General features: G+C 70.4%; 16 protein-coding genes. 2 read left to right on the top strand and 14 right to left on the bottom strand.

Translation table 11 applies throughout. The features are described 5' to 3' along the window. Nucleotides 1-163: 163 nt before the first annotated feature. Complete coding sequence (locus tag PSV23_RS15905) at nucleotides 164-1,732, top strand: P-loop ATPase, Sll1717 family (protein WP_300470936.1); 1,569 nt, start codon at nucleotides 164-166, stop codon at nucleotides 1,730-1,732. Here the strand turns inward: PSV23_RS15905 and PSV23_RS15900 are convergent. Next, nucleotides 1,704-2,318: a hypothetical protein gene (locus PSV23_RS15900; protein ID WP_300470933.1), complete on the bottom strand. Its 615-nt coding sequence runs from the start codon at nucleotides 2,316-2,318 to the stop codon at nucleotides 1,704-1,706. The two genes, PSV23_RS15905 and PSV23_RS15900, sit on opposite strands and share 29 nt — an antisense overlap. Before the next feature lie 226 nt (nucleotides 2,319-2,544). Here PSV23_RS15900 and PSV23_RS15895 point away from each other — a divergent pair, with 226 nt between their 5' ends. After that, complete coding sequence (locus PSV23_RS15895) at nucleotides 2,545-2,811, top strand: hypothetical protein (protein ID WP_300470931.1); 267 nt, start codon at nucleotides 2,545-2,547, stop codon at nucleotides 2,809-2,811. Here the strand turns inward: PSV23_RS15895 and PSV23_RS15890 are convergent. From PSV23_RS15890 to PSV23_RS15830, 13 genes are read right to left on the bottom strand one after another with little or no spacing between them, the layout of a single operon-like run. After that, nucleotides 2,808-3,221 (bottom strand): AlpA family transcriptional regulator, encoded by a 414-nt coding sequence (locus PSV23_RS15890; RefSeq protein ID WP_300470929.1) that lies wholly within the window; start codon nucleotides 3,219-3,221, stop codon nucleotides 2,808-2,810. The genes PSV23_RS15895 and PSV23_RS15890 overlap by 4 nt on opposite strands. Next, a complete protein-coding gene (locus tag PSV23_RS15885) occupies nucleotides 3,209-3,415 on the bottom strand; it encodes a hypothetical protein (protein ID WP_300470927.1) in 207 nt (68 codons plus the stop codon). Before PSV23_RS15885 ends, PSV23_RS15890 begins: the two co-directional genes overlap by 13 nt. Further along, nucleotides 3,408-3,689 carry a hypothetical protein gene (locus PSV23_RS15880; protein WP_300470924.1) on the bottom strand — a complete coding sequence of 94 codons (282 nt, stop codon included), beginning with the start codon at nucleotides 3,687-3,689 and terminating at the stop codon, nucleotides 3,408-3,410. The genes PSV23_RS15885 and PSV23_RS15880 overlap by 8 nt, the downstream gene beginning before the upstream one ends. Further along, entirely contained in the window at nucleotides 3,686-4,294 is a 609-nt protein-coding gene (locus tag PSV23_RS15875) for a lytic transglycosylase domain-containing protein (RefSeq protein WP_300470922.1), read from the bottom strand. Before PSV23_RS15875 ends, PSV23_RS15880 begins: the two co-directional genes overlap by 4 nt. After that, nucleotides 4,288-4,800 carry a S26 family signal peptidase gene (locus tag PSV23_RS15870; RefSeq protein ID WP_300470920.1) on the bottom strand — a complete coding sequence of 171 codons (513 nt, stop codon included), beginning with the start codon at nucleotides 4,798-4,800 and terminating at the stop codon, nucleotides 4,288-4,290. Before PSV23_RS15870 ends, PSV23_RS15875 begins: the two co-directional genes overlap by 7 nt. Further along, complete coding sequence (locus PSV23_RS15865) at nucleotides 4,797-5,972, bottom strand: TrbI/VirB10 family protein (protein WP_300470918.1); 1,176 nt, start codon at nucleotides 5,970-5,972, stop codon at nucleotides 4,797-4,799. The genes PSV23_RS15870 and PSV23_RS15865 overlap by 4 nt, the downstream gene beginning before the upstream one ends. Further along, complete coding sequence (locus PSV23_RS15860; RefSeq protein ID WP_300470915.1) at nucleotides 5,969-6,994, bottom strand: TrbG/VirB9 family P-type conjugative transfer protein; 1,026 nt, start codon at nucleotides 6,992-6,994, stop codon at nucleotides 5,969-5,971. Before PSV23_RS15860 ends, PSV23_RS15865 begins: the two co-directional genes overlap by 4 nt. Next, nucleotides 6,973-7,656, bottom strand: a complete 684-nt coding sequence (gene trbF, locus PSV23_RS15855; protein ID WP_300470913.1) for a conjugal transfer protein TrbF — start codon at nucleotides 7,654-7,656, stop codon at nucleotides 6,973-6,975. Before trbF ends, PSV23_RS15860 begins: the two co-directional genes overlap by 22 nt. 2 nt (nucleotides 7,657-7,658) lie before the next feature. Beyond that, complete coding sequence (gene trbL, locus PSV23_RS15850; protein ID WP_300470909.1) at nucleotides 7,659-9,119, bottom strand: P-type conjugative transfer protein TrbL; 1,461 nt, start codon at nucleotides 9,117-9,119, stop codon at nucleotides 7,659-7,661. A gap of 11 nt (nucleotides 9,120-9,130) precedes the next feature. Then, on the bottom strand, nucleotides 9,131-9,880 hold the full coding sequence (locus tag PSV23_RS15845) for a conjugal transfer protein TrbJ (RefSeq protein ID WP_300470907.1): 750 nt from the start codon (nucleotides 9,878-9,880) through the stop codon (nucleotides 9,131-9,133). Next, nucleotides 9,831-12,254: a conjugal transfer protein TrbE gene (gene trbE / locus PSV23_RS15840; protein WP_300470905.1), complete on the bottom strand. Its 2,424-nt coding sequence runs from the start codon at nucleotides 12,252-12,254 to the stop codon at nucleotides 9,831-9,833. Before trbE ends, PSV23_RS15845 begins: the two co-directional genes overlap by 50 nt. 7 nt (nucleotides 12,255-12,261) lie before the next feature. Continuing rightward, nucleotides 12,262-12,540, bottom strand: a complete 279-nt coding sequence (locus tag PSV23_RS15835) for a VirB3 family type IV secretion system protein (RefSeq protein WP_300470902.1) — start codon at nucleotides 12,538-12,540, stop codon at nucleotides 12,262-12,264. Continuing rightward, nucleotides 12,540-12,836 (bottom strand): TrbC/VirB2 family protein, encoded by a 297-nt coding sequence (locus tag PSV23_RS15830; RefSeq protein WP_370461095.1) that lies wholly within the window; start codon nucleotides 12,834-12,836, stop codon nucleotides 12,540-12,542. Before PSV23_RS15830 ends, PSV23_RS15835 begins: the two co-directional genes overlap by 1 nt. Between the last annotated feature and the right edge of the window lie 4 nt (nucleotides 12,837-12,840).

The raw sequence follows: 12,840 nt of genomic DNA, 5'->3' as shown, positions 1-12,840 counted from the left end.
CGGGGCGTCCCTCAACCAGGCCGAGGCCTTGGACAACCCTTGGCCTCAAACCCGGCCGCCGTCATCGGGACTGCTTCCGCCTTTCGACAGGCGTAAAAAGGTGCAACGGAGGATTGTTGAACATCCGGCGTTCGGCCAACGTGGCGCGTCGCGGGAGGCGTGCATGGAAGAAGCGAAGATCAGGAAGCTGCTGGGCAAGGAGCTTGCCCAGGATGACGACAACTTCCTCAAATACGCGCTGAAGCGTCGAGACCTTCTGGACAGGCTGATCGCGCCCGACAATCGCCTCGCCATCATCAACGCCCCGCGCGGCTGCGGCAAGAGCGGCCTGTTGCTCAGTCACGAAGCGGAGCTGCGCACCGCCTCGCCTACACGCAACGTCGTGATCAAGCGATACGCGAAGGATGGCATTGCTCTCGGCGACAGCGAGACAACACGCGATGCAATTCAGAAGTGGCGCTTGAAGGCGCTGGAGTGGATGGCCGCTCAGGTGGGTGCCCGGATCGGCGTGCCGAAGACCCGCGAAGAACGAGTGGCGGTTGAACTCGCCGAAAGGGACGGCCTGCTCGAGCGGGAAGACGCGCCAGACGATCCCATCGCAGCGGCTTCGGAGGGCGTCCTGGTGCGCATCGTCCAGAAGGCCGACTGTGAGTTCTGGCTCCTGATCGACGAGATGGACATCCACTACGAGGATGTGCCCCGCGAGGACCGGCGGCTCGCCGGGCTGATGCACGCTTGCAAGAGCCTGACAGAAATTCCGAATGTTCGGGTCAGGGTGACGATACGTCCGCACATCATGACCAATCTTCTAACCCGCTTCGACGGTGTCCAGACGCTGCGATCCCATGAGGAGACGATCGCGTGGTCGGCGGACGAACTCGTCGGCATCCTCGGACGGCGGATAGCCAATTTCGAGGGCGAGCAGACGCGCGCCGGCGATCTCCAGCTTACGCCCGACGAGAACGAGGAAACCGATGAGGACCGCGTCTCACACTTCTTCGAAGATTTCGACGCGGGTTTCTCGGCCAAGTCCGGCCGCGACTACCACGGCTTCCATACGATCGCTCTTGGAAGGCCACGCTGGATGCTCGAGTTCTGTGGACTGGCGCTGAGGGAAGCGCCCGACGACTACGCCGACAAGATCGCCTTGCGTAAGGCCATGCACGACTACGGAAACAATCGAGTCCAGTATCTGGCCGGCGAACACGCGTTCCACGCCCCGAAGTTGGCCGAGTACATCAACAAGATGGTGGGCCCGAGGCGCACGACGTTTGGGTCGTCGGATGAACTCAGACAGTTCATCAACAGCCACGTCCTCAATGTGACGCCCCACTACGACTGGCCCGTCGCCGAAGGCGATACAAGCCCGCCGCTCAAGATCGCCCGTCTCCTCTACATGGTCGAGGTGCTGCGCGCAAAGCAGCAACTCGGCCGCGATTACCGCTGGTATGGGTACTCGGATCGTCCGAGCCTGCTGGCCTCGTGGAGCGCCGAGCACAACATCTCCTGGGAACTGCATCCGGTCTTCGCCAAGGGCCTGCAGATAAACGACCTGGGGACGTTCAAGGCAGGCGGACAGTTGCGGACTTTCGGCGAAGCAAAGGCCGCGGGTCAGAAGCGGAATCGTCCGGGGTCGAAGGCGAGAAAGCGGCATCGCGAGGAAGAAGGCCGCTCCGGCGCCGGTCCCGGAAAGGATGGAGAGGCTACCCCGGATGGTCCGAAGGACTCTTGAGGCCCCGGCGGATCAGCCCGCCGGGTTGGAGCTTGAAGACTTCGCCTCGACCCGTCGGATCGACTGCCAGGCCTTCGGCGATGAGCTCATCGCCTGCCAGACGGGCGAACGAGCGCCGCTGGAACGACGTCGTGTCCGAAGGAATGACCGCCGACGCCGCGAGAGTCGTCAAGAGCACTGTCCCATCGGCGGCGGATCCCGCAATCCGTACCGCCTCGTCCTTCAAGGCGAGGACGACGTCCGTCCCGGCCGGCTCGCCGGTCCCGCCGCCGACGGTGCGCCACACGTCGACGAAGACCCGGCGAACGGTCGGGCCATGCCGCACACCGAGTGCAAGACCGGCGGCCAGACCGACAGCGAGGGTGATGAGTGCTCCGTAGTGCCTCGCCACGAAAGCGAGCAACAAAGCATTCACCGTGATCACGGTCTCCGCGAACTGGATGAGTTGGTTGGTGGGATGCTTGAACGCTCCATGCTCGTCAGCCAATTTCTCAAGGAAAGGGAAGACGACCGACGAGGTGAAGGCAAGGATGGTGAAGGCTATGAGCGCCTTGCCCCAGTTTCGTGGTTTTTCTCGCGCTGCCATCGCTATTGCTCCGCTTGCAACATAACGTTGCTCGCCCACGAAGCGCAATCAGCGTCGAGTGCCGCATACTGCCCTGACCCTGGTCCAGGACCACTCGGCGTTTGGCTCTTGTCCACTCGTCGCGAGCGGTGCTTGAAGGCCGGTGCGACGTAAGCCGTAAGGCGAATGAGACGGGCAGGCAGGATCCACGAGTTGCAGGTCCTCCGGGAGACTGCTTACTACGAGAATGGCGAAATACGATCCGCTCCGCGACTACCTGCGCAGACAGAAGTTAGACGAGTTCGAACTCACCTTTGCCGAGATGGAGCGCAAGATCGGCTACATGCTGCCCAAGAGCGCGGGGCGTCCCCAGTGGTGGGCCAACACGACCGACCCCGACACGACCCATGTGCAGCGCAGGGCCTGGGGCGACGCTGGCTTCGACGCCTTCCTGATCGCCGGCGCGGATCGCGTGCGCTTCCGGCGCGCCCGACCCGACGAAAGGCCTTCCTAGCTCCCGAAGTCAAAGGCGATCTGACCGGGCGAGGTCCTGGAGCCCCGGCGTCCCACGGAGGCCGAGCTCGCCTGCACCTGCTCACCGGCCTGGGTCGTCGTCGCAACCGCCTTGCTCGCGGGGTCGACCGGGCGATTGGCGCCTTGCCGTTCCGGGTCGGGCGAGGCCTCGAACAGCCGCATCTCGGGCGGACGCCGCGGTGCCCGCGCGATCTTCCAGGCCGCCAGTTCGCTCTCCCACCAGCAGACACGACCGGGCGACACCACGACCGGGAGGGGGAAGTCCCCCGTCTTCTGCATCCGCCACGCTGTGGTGCGGCTAAGGCCGGTGATGTCGCGCACGGCCGGCCAGGCCAGCAGCCGATCATCCCGGCCGCCCGGCCGTGTATCCGCCTCCGTCAGGTCGCCCATGACACCGCCTCGTCGGCCCGCCGTTCCAGCACCTCGGCCAGGAGCCGCGCGTCCCGGGCCGCATCGACCGGATCGCGCACCTCCCAGACGAGAAGCACCTCCTTCAGCGCATAGCTGACGGCGGGATGCGCCAGCAGGTCCGCCACGGTCGGGACCGCAACGCGCCGTTCGCCGCTGTACTGGATCTCAGCCATGACGGCGCCCCCGGGCGGCCGGCGGGGCCGAGGCCCGCAAGTCCCCGACCTGGGTCAGGGCCCAGTCCCGGAGCACCCCGCGTGGATAATAGGGCTTGTGCCGAACATGCCGGCATGGCGGCCCGTTGCCGCCCGTCGACCACAGGCGCGCCAGAGTCTCCGGCTTCATGCGGATGCCGAACTGGACCAGGAAGGCCGAGGCTTCCTTTCGGGTCAGCAGGTCCTCGTCCCCCGCGCCAGGGACCGGTTCCACAGGCTCGATCACCGGGATCACAGGACCGCCTCCGGCACCCGGCAGTCGCGCGCGTTCCGTGCGCCCCGGCCGGCGGTCAGGGCGAGGTAGCAATCGACGACGGCGACCACATAGGCTCGGGTCTCCGCGATGTCGGGGATGCGGCCGAGCCGGGCGACGCGGCCCGGTCCCGAGTTGTAGGCCGCCAGGGCCAGCCGGACGTCCCCGAACCTCAGCATCTGCCGGGCGAGATAGGCGGCCCCGCCGGACAGGTTCTGCTCCACGTCGAACCGGTCCCGGACCCCGAGGTCGGCGGCGGTTCCGGGCATCAACTGGGTCAGGCCGCCCGCGCCCGCCGACGACACCGCATCGACGCGGTAGGCGGACTCGACGATCACCAGGGCGTGCAGCAGCTTGGGATCGAGGCCGTGCCGATCGGCCGCCCGCGCGATCGCCTCCATGAAGGGCTGCGACAGGGGCGCGAGCCGGGGCTCAGGACCGCCCGCGTCCGCCATCACCACTGTCGCCTCGACGATAGCCGGCCGCCCGAACAGGTCGCCACCGGCGTCGCGCCAGTCGACCGACTGGGCCTGGGCCGTTGTCGACCAGAACAGGACCGCCGTCGCGGCCAAAGCAGATCTCACCATCTCAGGGCCTCCCGAAATACCCCCTCCACATCGTCGCAGCGGACGGGCCCGAAGTACCGGCTATCGAAACTCCCCGGCGTATCGCCAAGCAGAAAGAGTTCGCCCGGCCCGAGGCGACGGCACCCCCGCCACTGCGGAAGCGCCGCGCCCCTGTGGTCCCGGCCGCGCACCGGTACGCTCCGGTCCGCCGCCGCGATCTCATTCCCGCGTCGGCAGACCAGGTCGCCTCCAACCGCCGCCACGCGCTTGATCAGCAGCACCTCCGGGGGCATGCCGAGCGCCCCGAGATAGGCTCGCCCCGCCGCCGGCTGGGGCAAGGCCACGGTCGCGCCGCGCCCGATCGTCGCCCCGGTATCCCGGAGATAGAGGCCGCGCGGCAGGCTGGGGCTCTCGTTGATCAGGGCCAGGGCCGGCGTCCGGGCGGCCACCGCCGCGAGGCAGCCGAGGGCGAAGACCGTCACCCCCAGCACGGCCCAGCGGATTCCATTGTCCAGGAACGAGATCATGGCCGGTACGGCTCCAGGATCAGGTCCCGGGTGATCATCACCCGCACCGGCGCGCCCGGCCGCAGGCGGATCGAGGGGCGGACCTGTAGCTCGCGGTCCACCAGCCGGCCGCCGACCTGGGCGCCCTCGATGGCCGCCGCATCGCCGGCGTCACCAAGCAGGCCGCCGGACGACCGATCATCCCCGTCCCGGGCAATCTGGCCCAGGGTGGTGATGGCTCCGGCGAACAGGGTCCCGACCAGCAGGGGCAACAGACGCCGGTCGACCTGCCCGCGCACCCCGACCGCGCCCTGGGCGTCCACGCCCGGCTCCTCGGTCAGCAACAGGCTCTTTCCGTTGGGCAGGATCAGCCGGTCCCAGGCGAGGAAAGCGCGGCGGTCGCCATAGGCGCTTTCGCCTTCATGACGGCCGATCAGGCGCGTGCCCTGGGGCAGGACCAGGTGGCGGCCGCTGACGGAGTCGTAGACGTTCTGCGACACCGTCGCCACGACCGGTCCGGCGCGGGAGGTGTCGATCCCCGTCAGCAGCACCGCCGGAATGATCGCCCCGGCCTTCAGCTCATAGGGCGACAGGGGCGCCGTCAGCACATGGCCGTTGTACACGGCGCCCACATCGCCGCTCTCCGGGCGAACGCCGCGCGCCGTCGCCGGAGGCGGCGCCCCAGCGGCCGAACCGTTCGCCTGCGCGGTCTCGAAGAACAGGTCCGACCGCGCCGCGAGATCCCGGGGACTTGGTCCTTGTGGCCGAGGCGCGGGCCGGGGCGCGTATCCGTCATAGGATCGCGTCGGGGCGGGCGTCCCCGGATCCACCGTCTCCTCCGGCACGGCGGCGTTGCGGGGCTCCGGCAGTCGGTCATACGTCGCCGGCTGGTCGGTCACGGCCTCGGCCGGCCGCACGACGCCGTGCGCCTCGTCCTCCCGGGCCTCGACCGCCCGCGCCCGCGCGCTGTCCCGCAGTTCCGGCTGGACGACAAAAGCCCAGGCCAAGGAGCCCGAGACCAGCACCGCCCCGCCGATGACGATCGTCTGCACGACCGACTTGCGCAGGCGGGTGGCGGGGGGACGCGGCGCCCGCATCGACAGGCCGGGCGGCGGCGCCTTGGCGGCGGGCTCGGACGGCGGCGCCTCGCCGGCGGCGTGCGGGTCGGCTTGATGATCAGAAGACGGGGTCATCGGGCGGCTCCCTGGAGGCGGCGGATGCGGACGACCTGCGGCCGCCGGTCGCCGAGCCGCAGTTCGGCGCGGTCGAACACGCGATCGACGATGAAGAGGCCGCCCGACTGGCGGTAGTTGACCATCTGCGCCTCGCCGTCGGGGGCGACGACGAACAGTGCCGGCGCCTCGTCGATCTGCAGGTCGGGGGCGAAGGCGATGAAGGTGCGGCGGCCGTCGTTGAAGACCGAGACCGGCGTCCATCGGGGGCGTCGTCCCTGGGGTTCGATCCGGTAGCGGGCGTCGAGCGGTCCCTCCGGCATGACCACCGGATCGGAGACCCGGACCTCTCCGGTCCCGAGGGACGCAGGATCGGGCGGATCGAACGCGCCCGTGTCCCAGGCGATGGCGGCGTTGAACCCGTCCGCTCCGCCGCTCTTCAGGTCCAGGAAGTAGACCCGCCGGCTGGTGGTCAGGACCAGATTGGTCTCAAGGCCCCGTTCCAACGGCTTGAGCAGGACATGGGTGCGGACCGCCGCGCCCTCGCCCGAGCTCGTCTCGCCGATCTGCCAGCGGACGGTGTCCCCGGCCGCCTTGGAGACGAGGGTCTCGCCGGCCCCGAGCGTCAGGGTCGTGACCCGCAGCGGCGCCGCCCAGACCTCGTAGACCCGGCCCGGCGACCAGGCGAAGATCTGCACCCCGCCCACGAAGGCGTCGGCGCGCGACGCGGCCCGGGCTTCCAGGTTGGCGGCGGCGATCGCGCGCCGTCCCGAAACCCCGGATGGAACCGGCGGAGCCGCAGCCGCCGCCTCATAGGGCACGGCTCCATCCGCCGGCCTCACGGTCGGTCCACCCACCGGCTCCGGCGCGTCCCGCGCGCTCTCGCTCCCGGTGAGGTCCACTGACTCGGCTGTCGCCGCAAGGGAGAAGACCGGCGGAGCGGCGACGGGGAGCGTCGGGTCCGGGTCCGCGTGGCGGAAGACCGCGCAGCCGGACAGGGTCAGGCCCAGGCAGGCCAGGATCAGGAGGCGTCGGGGGTCCATGATACGTCCTCGATTTTCAGTCCAAGGGGGTTCTTCATCAGCTCGGCCTCGGTGCGCGGGGCTTGGCGGCCGGTCGTGATCAGCGCGCGCCAGCGTTCGACGCCGGCCTGCTGGCCGTTGACGAAGCGGGTCTCGCGCCACTGGAGGTCGTAAGTCCGCTCGGTGCGCCGCACGACGTTCAGCACCTCAACGTTCACGGCCTCGCGCCCGACGTCGGCGAAGGGGTCGTGGGCCGAGGCCCAGGCGTTCAGGAATGACGCCGCCTTGGGGGTCAGCAGGTCGTAGGCCCTCAGCCAGTTCTGGCGGATGACGATCGGGTCGATCGACTTGGACCGGACGTCCCGGACCCATCCCGCCAGGGCGTGGCCGATCTGGGCCTCGGTCGGTTCATAGCGCCCGCCGATGGCGGTGATCCTCTGGGTCTCGCCCCAGTCCGACACCTCCACCACGAAGGGCTTCACGACGGCCCGGTCCGCCTGGACCCACCAGCCGGCCCCGAGGAAGCCGGCGAGGACCAGGTTGGCCACCGCCATCCGGCGCCAGTTCCGCGCATGGGCCAGGGACAGGCCCATCCGGTCGTCCCAGATCTGACCGGCGCGCTGGTAGGGCGTGGCGTCCGGCGCCGACGGCTGAACGCGTCTCGGGCGAAAGAACGGATGCATGCTCAGGACTCCTCGGTTCTGAGGTTGGGAGACAGGACGCCGCTGGTCTCGCCGGCGGGCAGCAGCCCGCGCCCGGCGTTGGCGACGAAGAAGGCCTGGAGGGCGGCGGCGCGTCCGGCTGGTTTCGGCGGAACGCCCGGCGATCCGGCGGCGGCCCGGTGGAAGGCCTTGCGGGCTGCTTCGGCCTCCTGCCCGATCACCGCAGCAGGCCGCCCCGGCGCCATGCCGCCCGATCCGACGTCTGCTCCGCCGGATGAACCGACGCATGGGGCGCCCGAACCCGGGGCGGAATCCACCCCCGACGCCTCGGGCGCCCAGGCTGTGGCCGGCTCGGCAACGCCGGGACTGAAGGCGGCGCCGGCTCCGGAGGGCCGGGGCCCCGGAGAGGTCGGATTGTCGTTCGAGGGCCGCGGCGGCGCAGACCTGGGGCTGGAAGGCCCCCATCCCGACGCGCCCGATCCTGAAGGCCCGCCCCCCGTGGGCGCCGGACCCGAAGGTGGGGCGGGCGGACGGCCCGACCCGGCCCCGGCGGCGGCTTTCGCCGGCCCGGCCATCCGGGCCGCGGCGCCGGAGGCCGCGGCGCCCGCCCCCGCCAGGCCCGCCCCGGCCAGGGCCCCCGCGCCGCCGACCGCCAGGGTCCCGGCCAGGGCCGCGCCGGCGCCCAGGGCCGGTCCGCCGGTGACGAGCGCCGAGGCGAGGTTGGGAATGAACAGGACGAGCATGGCCAGCAGGATCGACGCCACCAGAATGCTCAGCGCCTCGTAGATGTCCGGGTTGGCCGAGGGCTGGAGCTGGTCGAAGATGGTCCGCGCGCCGGAGACGACGATGGCGAGCGCCAGCACCTTGAGGCCCGAGGAGACGACGTAGCCGAGCGGCCGCTCGGCCAGGAAGGCGGACTTGTTCCAGATGCCGAACGGCAGGAGCACGAAGCCGCCGAGGGTGACGATCTTGAACTCCAGGAGGGTGACGACGATTTGCAGGGCGAGCACGGCGAAGGCCAGCATGATGCCGATCATGGCCAGACCCAGGATCAGGGCGTCGGCCATGTTGCCGACCACGTCGAGCGGATTGTCGACCGGCGCCGGGGTCTCGCCGAGCGCCTTCACGATCTCCCAGCCCTGAGCGAGGATGGCGCCCGGATTGAGGAAGTCGGCCCGGCTGAGCGAGCCCCCGCCGGCCGTCAGCCCCAGTTCTATGAAACCGGCGTAGATCGTCTCCGACAGCTGCTGCCAGTCATTAATCAGCCAGGCGAAGGCGCCGATCAGCAGCACCTTGCCAAAGCCGGAGGCCAGCACCTCCCGGTTGGGCGACAGGGCCCACTGGATGCCGGTCAGGGCGACCACCAGGACGATCAGCAGGCCGAAGACGCCGTTGACCGAGCCCTGGAGGGCGTCGAACCCCGCCGAGATGGTGTTGGAGAACACCACCATCAGCTCATTGGGGGTTTCCACTCCGACCGACATCGGACCGCTCCTCAATCCCGCGCGTGCGACAAGGGATCGAAGGCGGGCGCCGACGGCGTCCCGGTCGACCGCGCCCATCGCCGGCGGCGGGCCTCGTCACCGGCCGCCCGGTCGGCGGCCTCCCGCGCCGTCGCCTCGGCCAGGAGCCGCGACTGGGCCAGCATGATGGTCCGCAACGCCGCCAGGTCCTCGGCCAGCACCGCCAGCATCTGGTTGGTGGACTGGACCGCCGCCGTCTGGCCCTGGGCCGTCTCGCTGGCCGACAGGGCGCCGGTCAGCCGCTGGTCGCGCCCCTGGCCGAGACGCTCCAGCTCCGCCGCCGTCCGCGCCAAGTCCTCGGCCGTCTGGCGCGCGGCGACCGTGCGGGCTTCGCCCTGCTCCAGCAGCCGCGCCAGGTCCGCGCCCTCCAGGTCGTCCGGGTAGAGGTCGCGGAACTGCTGCTCGAGGCCCCTTACAGAGGTGGCGAGGCCCCGCGCGGTCCGCGCCAGGTCGGCCATGTCGCGCAAGGACTGGCTGTTCTGCGTCAGATGGCTGTAGGGCGAGGCGGCGAGGGTCCGGGCTTCGTTGGCGAGGCTCTCCAGCTGCCGCGCGGCCTGCAGGGCGTTCTCGATATGATTGCGGGGATCGAACACCACCTGCTGGGCCGGCACCGGGGTGGCGGTCGCCATCAGGCTGACCGCCACCACACTGGCGGCGATAATCTGCAGGGGCCTATTCGGCCGCGAGCGGTCGGGCGAAGGCGTCGAGGACGGCGTCAACATGTTGCACTCCCTTGGCTGTGAGGAACTCCCGCGCGAACCCGGTTTCTCCGGAAGCGGCGAGGATGTCGTCGATGAGGGCCTGGTCTTCCGGCGTGCTCGCGCCGCACAGGGCCAGGGCCACGCCCGTCAGGCGCAGGTCGAAGAGCCGGCGGCCCCGGGGCTGGCGCCAGTAGTAGGCCCGCTTCGGCGTGGCGAAGGCGATCAGTTCCAGCTGGCGCCGGTTCAGGCCGAACCCCTGGTACAGGCGGGCCGAGGACGGCTCTAGCGCGCGGGGGTTGGGCAGGAAGACCTGGGTCGGGCAGCTCTCGATCAGGCTGGCGGCGATCGGCGAGGCCGTCACGTCGTCCAGGCTCTGGGTGGCGAAGACGACCGCCACGCGCTTCTTGCGCAGGGTCTTCAGCCATTCCCGGATCTTCGCCGCGAAGGCGGTCTCGCCAAGGAACAGCCAGGCCTCGTCCAGCACGAGCAGGGTCGGTCGCCCGTCGAAACTGCGTTCCAGGTGATGGAAGAGGGCCGAGAGGACGGGCGCCACCGCCGACGGCGTGGCCATCAGACTCTCCAGCTCGAAGGTGTCGAAGCGGCTCGGGACCAGGGCCTCGCCCTCGCCGTCCAGCAGGGCGCCGTGCGGCCCCTTCAGGGTCAGAGGCTCCAGGGCCGCGGCGACGGCCTTGTCCTGCACCAGGGCGCAGAAGACCGTCAGGGTGCGCTGGGTCACGGGCGCGTCGGCCAGGGCCGCCAGCGCCGCCCAGATCTCTTCCCGAATCCGGGGCACGGGCTCCAGCCCGGCCAGGCGGACCGTCTCGGCGATCCATTCCGAGGCCCATGCCCGCTCGATCTCCTCGTCGATCCGCGCCAGCGGCTGGAGCGAGAACCGGGCGCCGGGCTCCAGGGCGCGCCATCGGCCGCCCGCGGCCAGGGTCGCGGCCCGGGCGGACCGCCCCTTGTCGAAGAAGACGACCCGGGCGCCCGGATAGCGGAACCACTGCAGGGCGAGGAAGGAGAGGAGCGCGCTCTTGCCCGAGCCGGTGGGGCCCACGACCATGGCATGGCCGACATCCCCGACATGGAGCACAAGCCGGAACGGCGTCGAGCCGGTGGTGCGCGCCGTCGCCAAGGGCGGGCCGCCGAGATTTTCGTCCATGGACGGCCCGGCCCAGACCGCCGAGACCGGGAGAAGGTCGGCCAAGTTCAGGGTCGAGACCAGGGGCCTGCGGACGTCGGCATAGGGCTCGCCGGGCAGGGATCCCAGCCAGGCCTCGACCGCATTGAGATCCTCGATCCGCGCGAGCAGCCCCTGGGCGTTCAGGGCCGCCTCGATCGCGCGGGCCTTGGCCGCCGCGCCGTCTTCCGTGTCGTCGAGGACCGTGACGGTCAGGGTCAGATAGCCGAAGGCGCAGGCCTCGGCGCCGAGCGCAGCCAGGGCTCCGTCGCATTCCTCGGTCTTGGAGGCGGCGTCGGTGTCAAGGAGCGGCACCTCTTCCTTGGTGATCGCCTCACGAAGAAGGACGCCGACGCCCTTGCGTTTGGCGAACCAGCGCTTGCGTAGCTTGACGATCTCGCGCTCGGCCTCGGGCTTGTCGAGACCGATCCAGCGCGCGGTCCAGCGGTAGGGGAACGGCAGGGCGCCGAGGGCGTCAAGCAGACCCGGCCGGGTGACCGACGGCAGGCCCCGCACGGACACCACCTTGATCCACCGTCCGCCCAGACGCGGTGCGATCCCGCCCGAGAGATCAGCGTCCGCCAGCCAGGCGTCGAGAAACATTGGCCGCTCAGGGACCGTCACCGGGAAGGCGCGCGGCGAGACGCAGTCGTGCAGCCAGGTCAGCAGGCCCGCGTCGTCCAGCGGCGCAATCTCGGGCAGGGCGTCAGACAGGAGATCGAGCGTGGTCGCCGTCTCCCGCGAGAACGCCGCCAGGGCCTGGCGCCAGTCCGCGCCGCTTCGGGCCAGGCCGTCGAACAGCCAGCGCTCCATCCGGCGGGTCTCGTCGGCGGGCGGCAGCCAGGTCAGGGCCAGCCGAAAGTCGGTCTCGAAAGCGGGGTCGCCGGCCTCGAAGCGGCTGCGGCGCTCCGCGTCCAGCAGCCAGGCCACATCGAGCTCAAAATCGCTCTCCGGATAGGGCGCGGCGGCGCGGCGGCGCGCCTCCATATGCATGCACCAGCCGGTTCCGAGGCGCCGGAGCGCATTGTTGAGGCGCGCCCGCACCGCCATCAGCTCGTCCTCGGTCGAGGACTCCAGGTCCGGGCCCCGGAACCGGAAGCCGGTCGTGAAGGCACCGTCCTTGTTGAGGATCACGCCCGGCGCGACCAGGGCCGCCCAGGGCAGGTGATCGGCGAGGGCGGCGGGTCGTCTGCGATGTTCGTCGAGAAAGCGCATCCCGGCCTCACGCGTCCAGATGGCCCGGCAGGGCGAGGTGTCGCCGCAGCACGTCGAAGAAGCGGCGATCGGCCTTGGCCGCCCACAGCCCGATCGCATGGGCCACCGCCCACCAGAGCAGGCCGAGCCACCAGATCCGCAGGGCCAGGCCCAGCACCATGGCGATCGTGCCCATGGCGATGGCGTAATCCCGGGGCATCCCGGCCATCAGCACGGGCTCTGCGAGGGCCTGGGCCACGGGAAGGTCCCAGCCTTCCGGCCGGGGATCAGAGGCGGAGCCGGCCATCACCCGATCTCCGCCCCGCCGGCGAAGCCGAAGAAGTCGAGGAAGAAGGTCGAGGCCGCGAAGGCGATCGACAGGCCAAACATGATCCCGAGACCGCGCCGCATCGACGATCCGTTCTCGCTCATGGCGATGCCCGCGCCGAAGATGACCACCGCCACCACGGCGGCGGCCTGGACCACCGGTCCGGTGATGGACTGGACCACCTGCTGCAAGGGGCCTTCCCACGGCATTCCCGAACCGCCGGCCAGAGCCGGCCCGGCCATCATCGCCCCGCCCACCAACAGGGCGTATTTCATCGCG

Source organism: Brevundimonas sp. (assembly GCF_029946145.1).
GTDB lineage: Bacteria > Pseudomonadota > Alphaproteobacteria > Caulobacterales > Caulobacteraceae > Brevundimonas.
This window is presented reverse-complemented; position numbering and strand designations above follow the sequence as displayed.

Bases quoted from the DNA above. Each gene is read 5' to 3' on its own strand.
- PSV23_RS15905 (WP_300470936.1), top strand. From the start codon at position 164: ATGGAAGAAGCGAAGATCAGGAAGCTGCTGGGCAAGGAGCTTGCCCAG.
- PSV23_RS15900 (WP_300470933.1), bottom strand. From the start codon at position 2,318: ATGGCAGCGCGAGAAAAACCACGAAACTGGGGCAAGGCGCTCATAGCC.
- PSV23_RS15895 (WP_300470931.1), top strand. From the start codon at position 2,545: ATGGCGAAATACGATCCGCTCCGCGACTACCTGCGCAGACAGAAGTTA.
- PSV23_RS15890 (WP_300470929.1), bottom strand. From the start codon at position 3,221: ATGGGCGACCTGACGGAGGCGGATACACGGCCGGGCGGCCGGGATGAT.
- PSV23_RS15885 (WP_300470927.1), bottom strand. From the start codon at position 3,415: ATGGCTGAGATCCAGTACAGCGGCGAACGGCGCGTTGCGGTCCCGACC.
- PSV23_RS15875 (WP_300470922.1), bottom strand. From the start codon at position 4,294: ATGGTGAGATCTGCTTTGGCCGCGACGGCGGTCCTGTTCTGGTCGACA.
- PSV23_RS15870 (WP_300470920.1), bottom strand. From the start codon at position 4,800: ATGATCTCGTTCCTGGACAATGGAATCCGCTGGGCCGTGCTGGGGGTG.
- PSV23_RS15865 (WP_300470918.1), bottom strand. From the start codon at position 5,972: ATGACCCCGTCTTCTGATCATCAAGCCGACCCGCACGCCGCCGGCGAG.
- PSV23_RS15860 (WP_300470915.1), bottom strand. From the start codon at position 6,994: ATGGACCCCCGACGCCTCCTGATCCTGGCCTGCCTGGGCCTGACCCTG.
- trbF (WP_300470913.1), bottom strand. From the start codon at position 7,656: ATGCATCCGTTCTTTCGCCCGAGACGCGTTCAGCCGTCGGCGCCGGAC.
- trbL (WP_300470909.1), bottom strand. From the start codon at position 9,119: ATGTCGGTCGGAGTGGAAACCCCCAATGAGCTGATGGTGGTGTTCTCC.
- PSV23_RS15845 (WP_300470907.1), bottom strand. From the start codon at position 9,880: ATGTTGACGCCGTCCTCGACGCCTTCGCCCGACCGCTCGCGGCCGAAT.
- trbE (WP_300470905.1), bottom strand. From the start codon at position 12,254: ATGCGCTTTCTCGACGAACATCGCAGACGACCCGCCGCCCTCGCCGAT.
- PSV23_RS15835 (WP_300470902.1), bottom strand. From the start codon at position 12,540: ATGGCCGGCTCCGCCTCTGATCCCCGGCCGGAAGGCTGGGACCTTCCC.
- PSV23_RS15830 (WP_370461095.1), bottom strand. From the start codon at position 12,836: ATGAAATACGCCCTGTTGGTGGGCGGGGCGATGATGGCCGGGCCGGCT.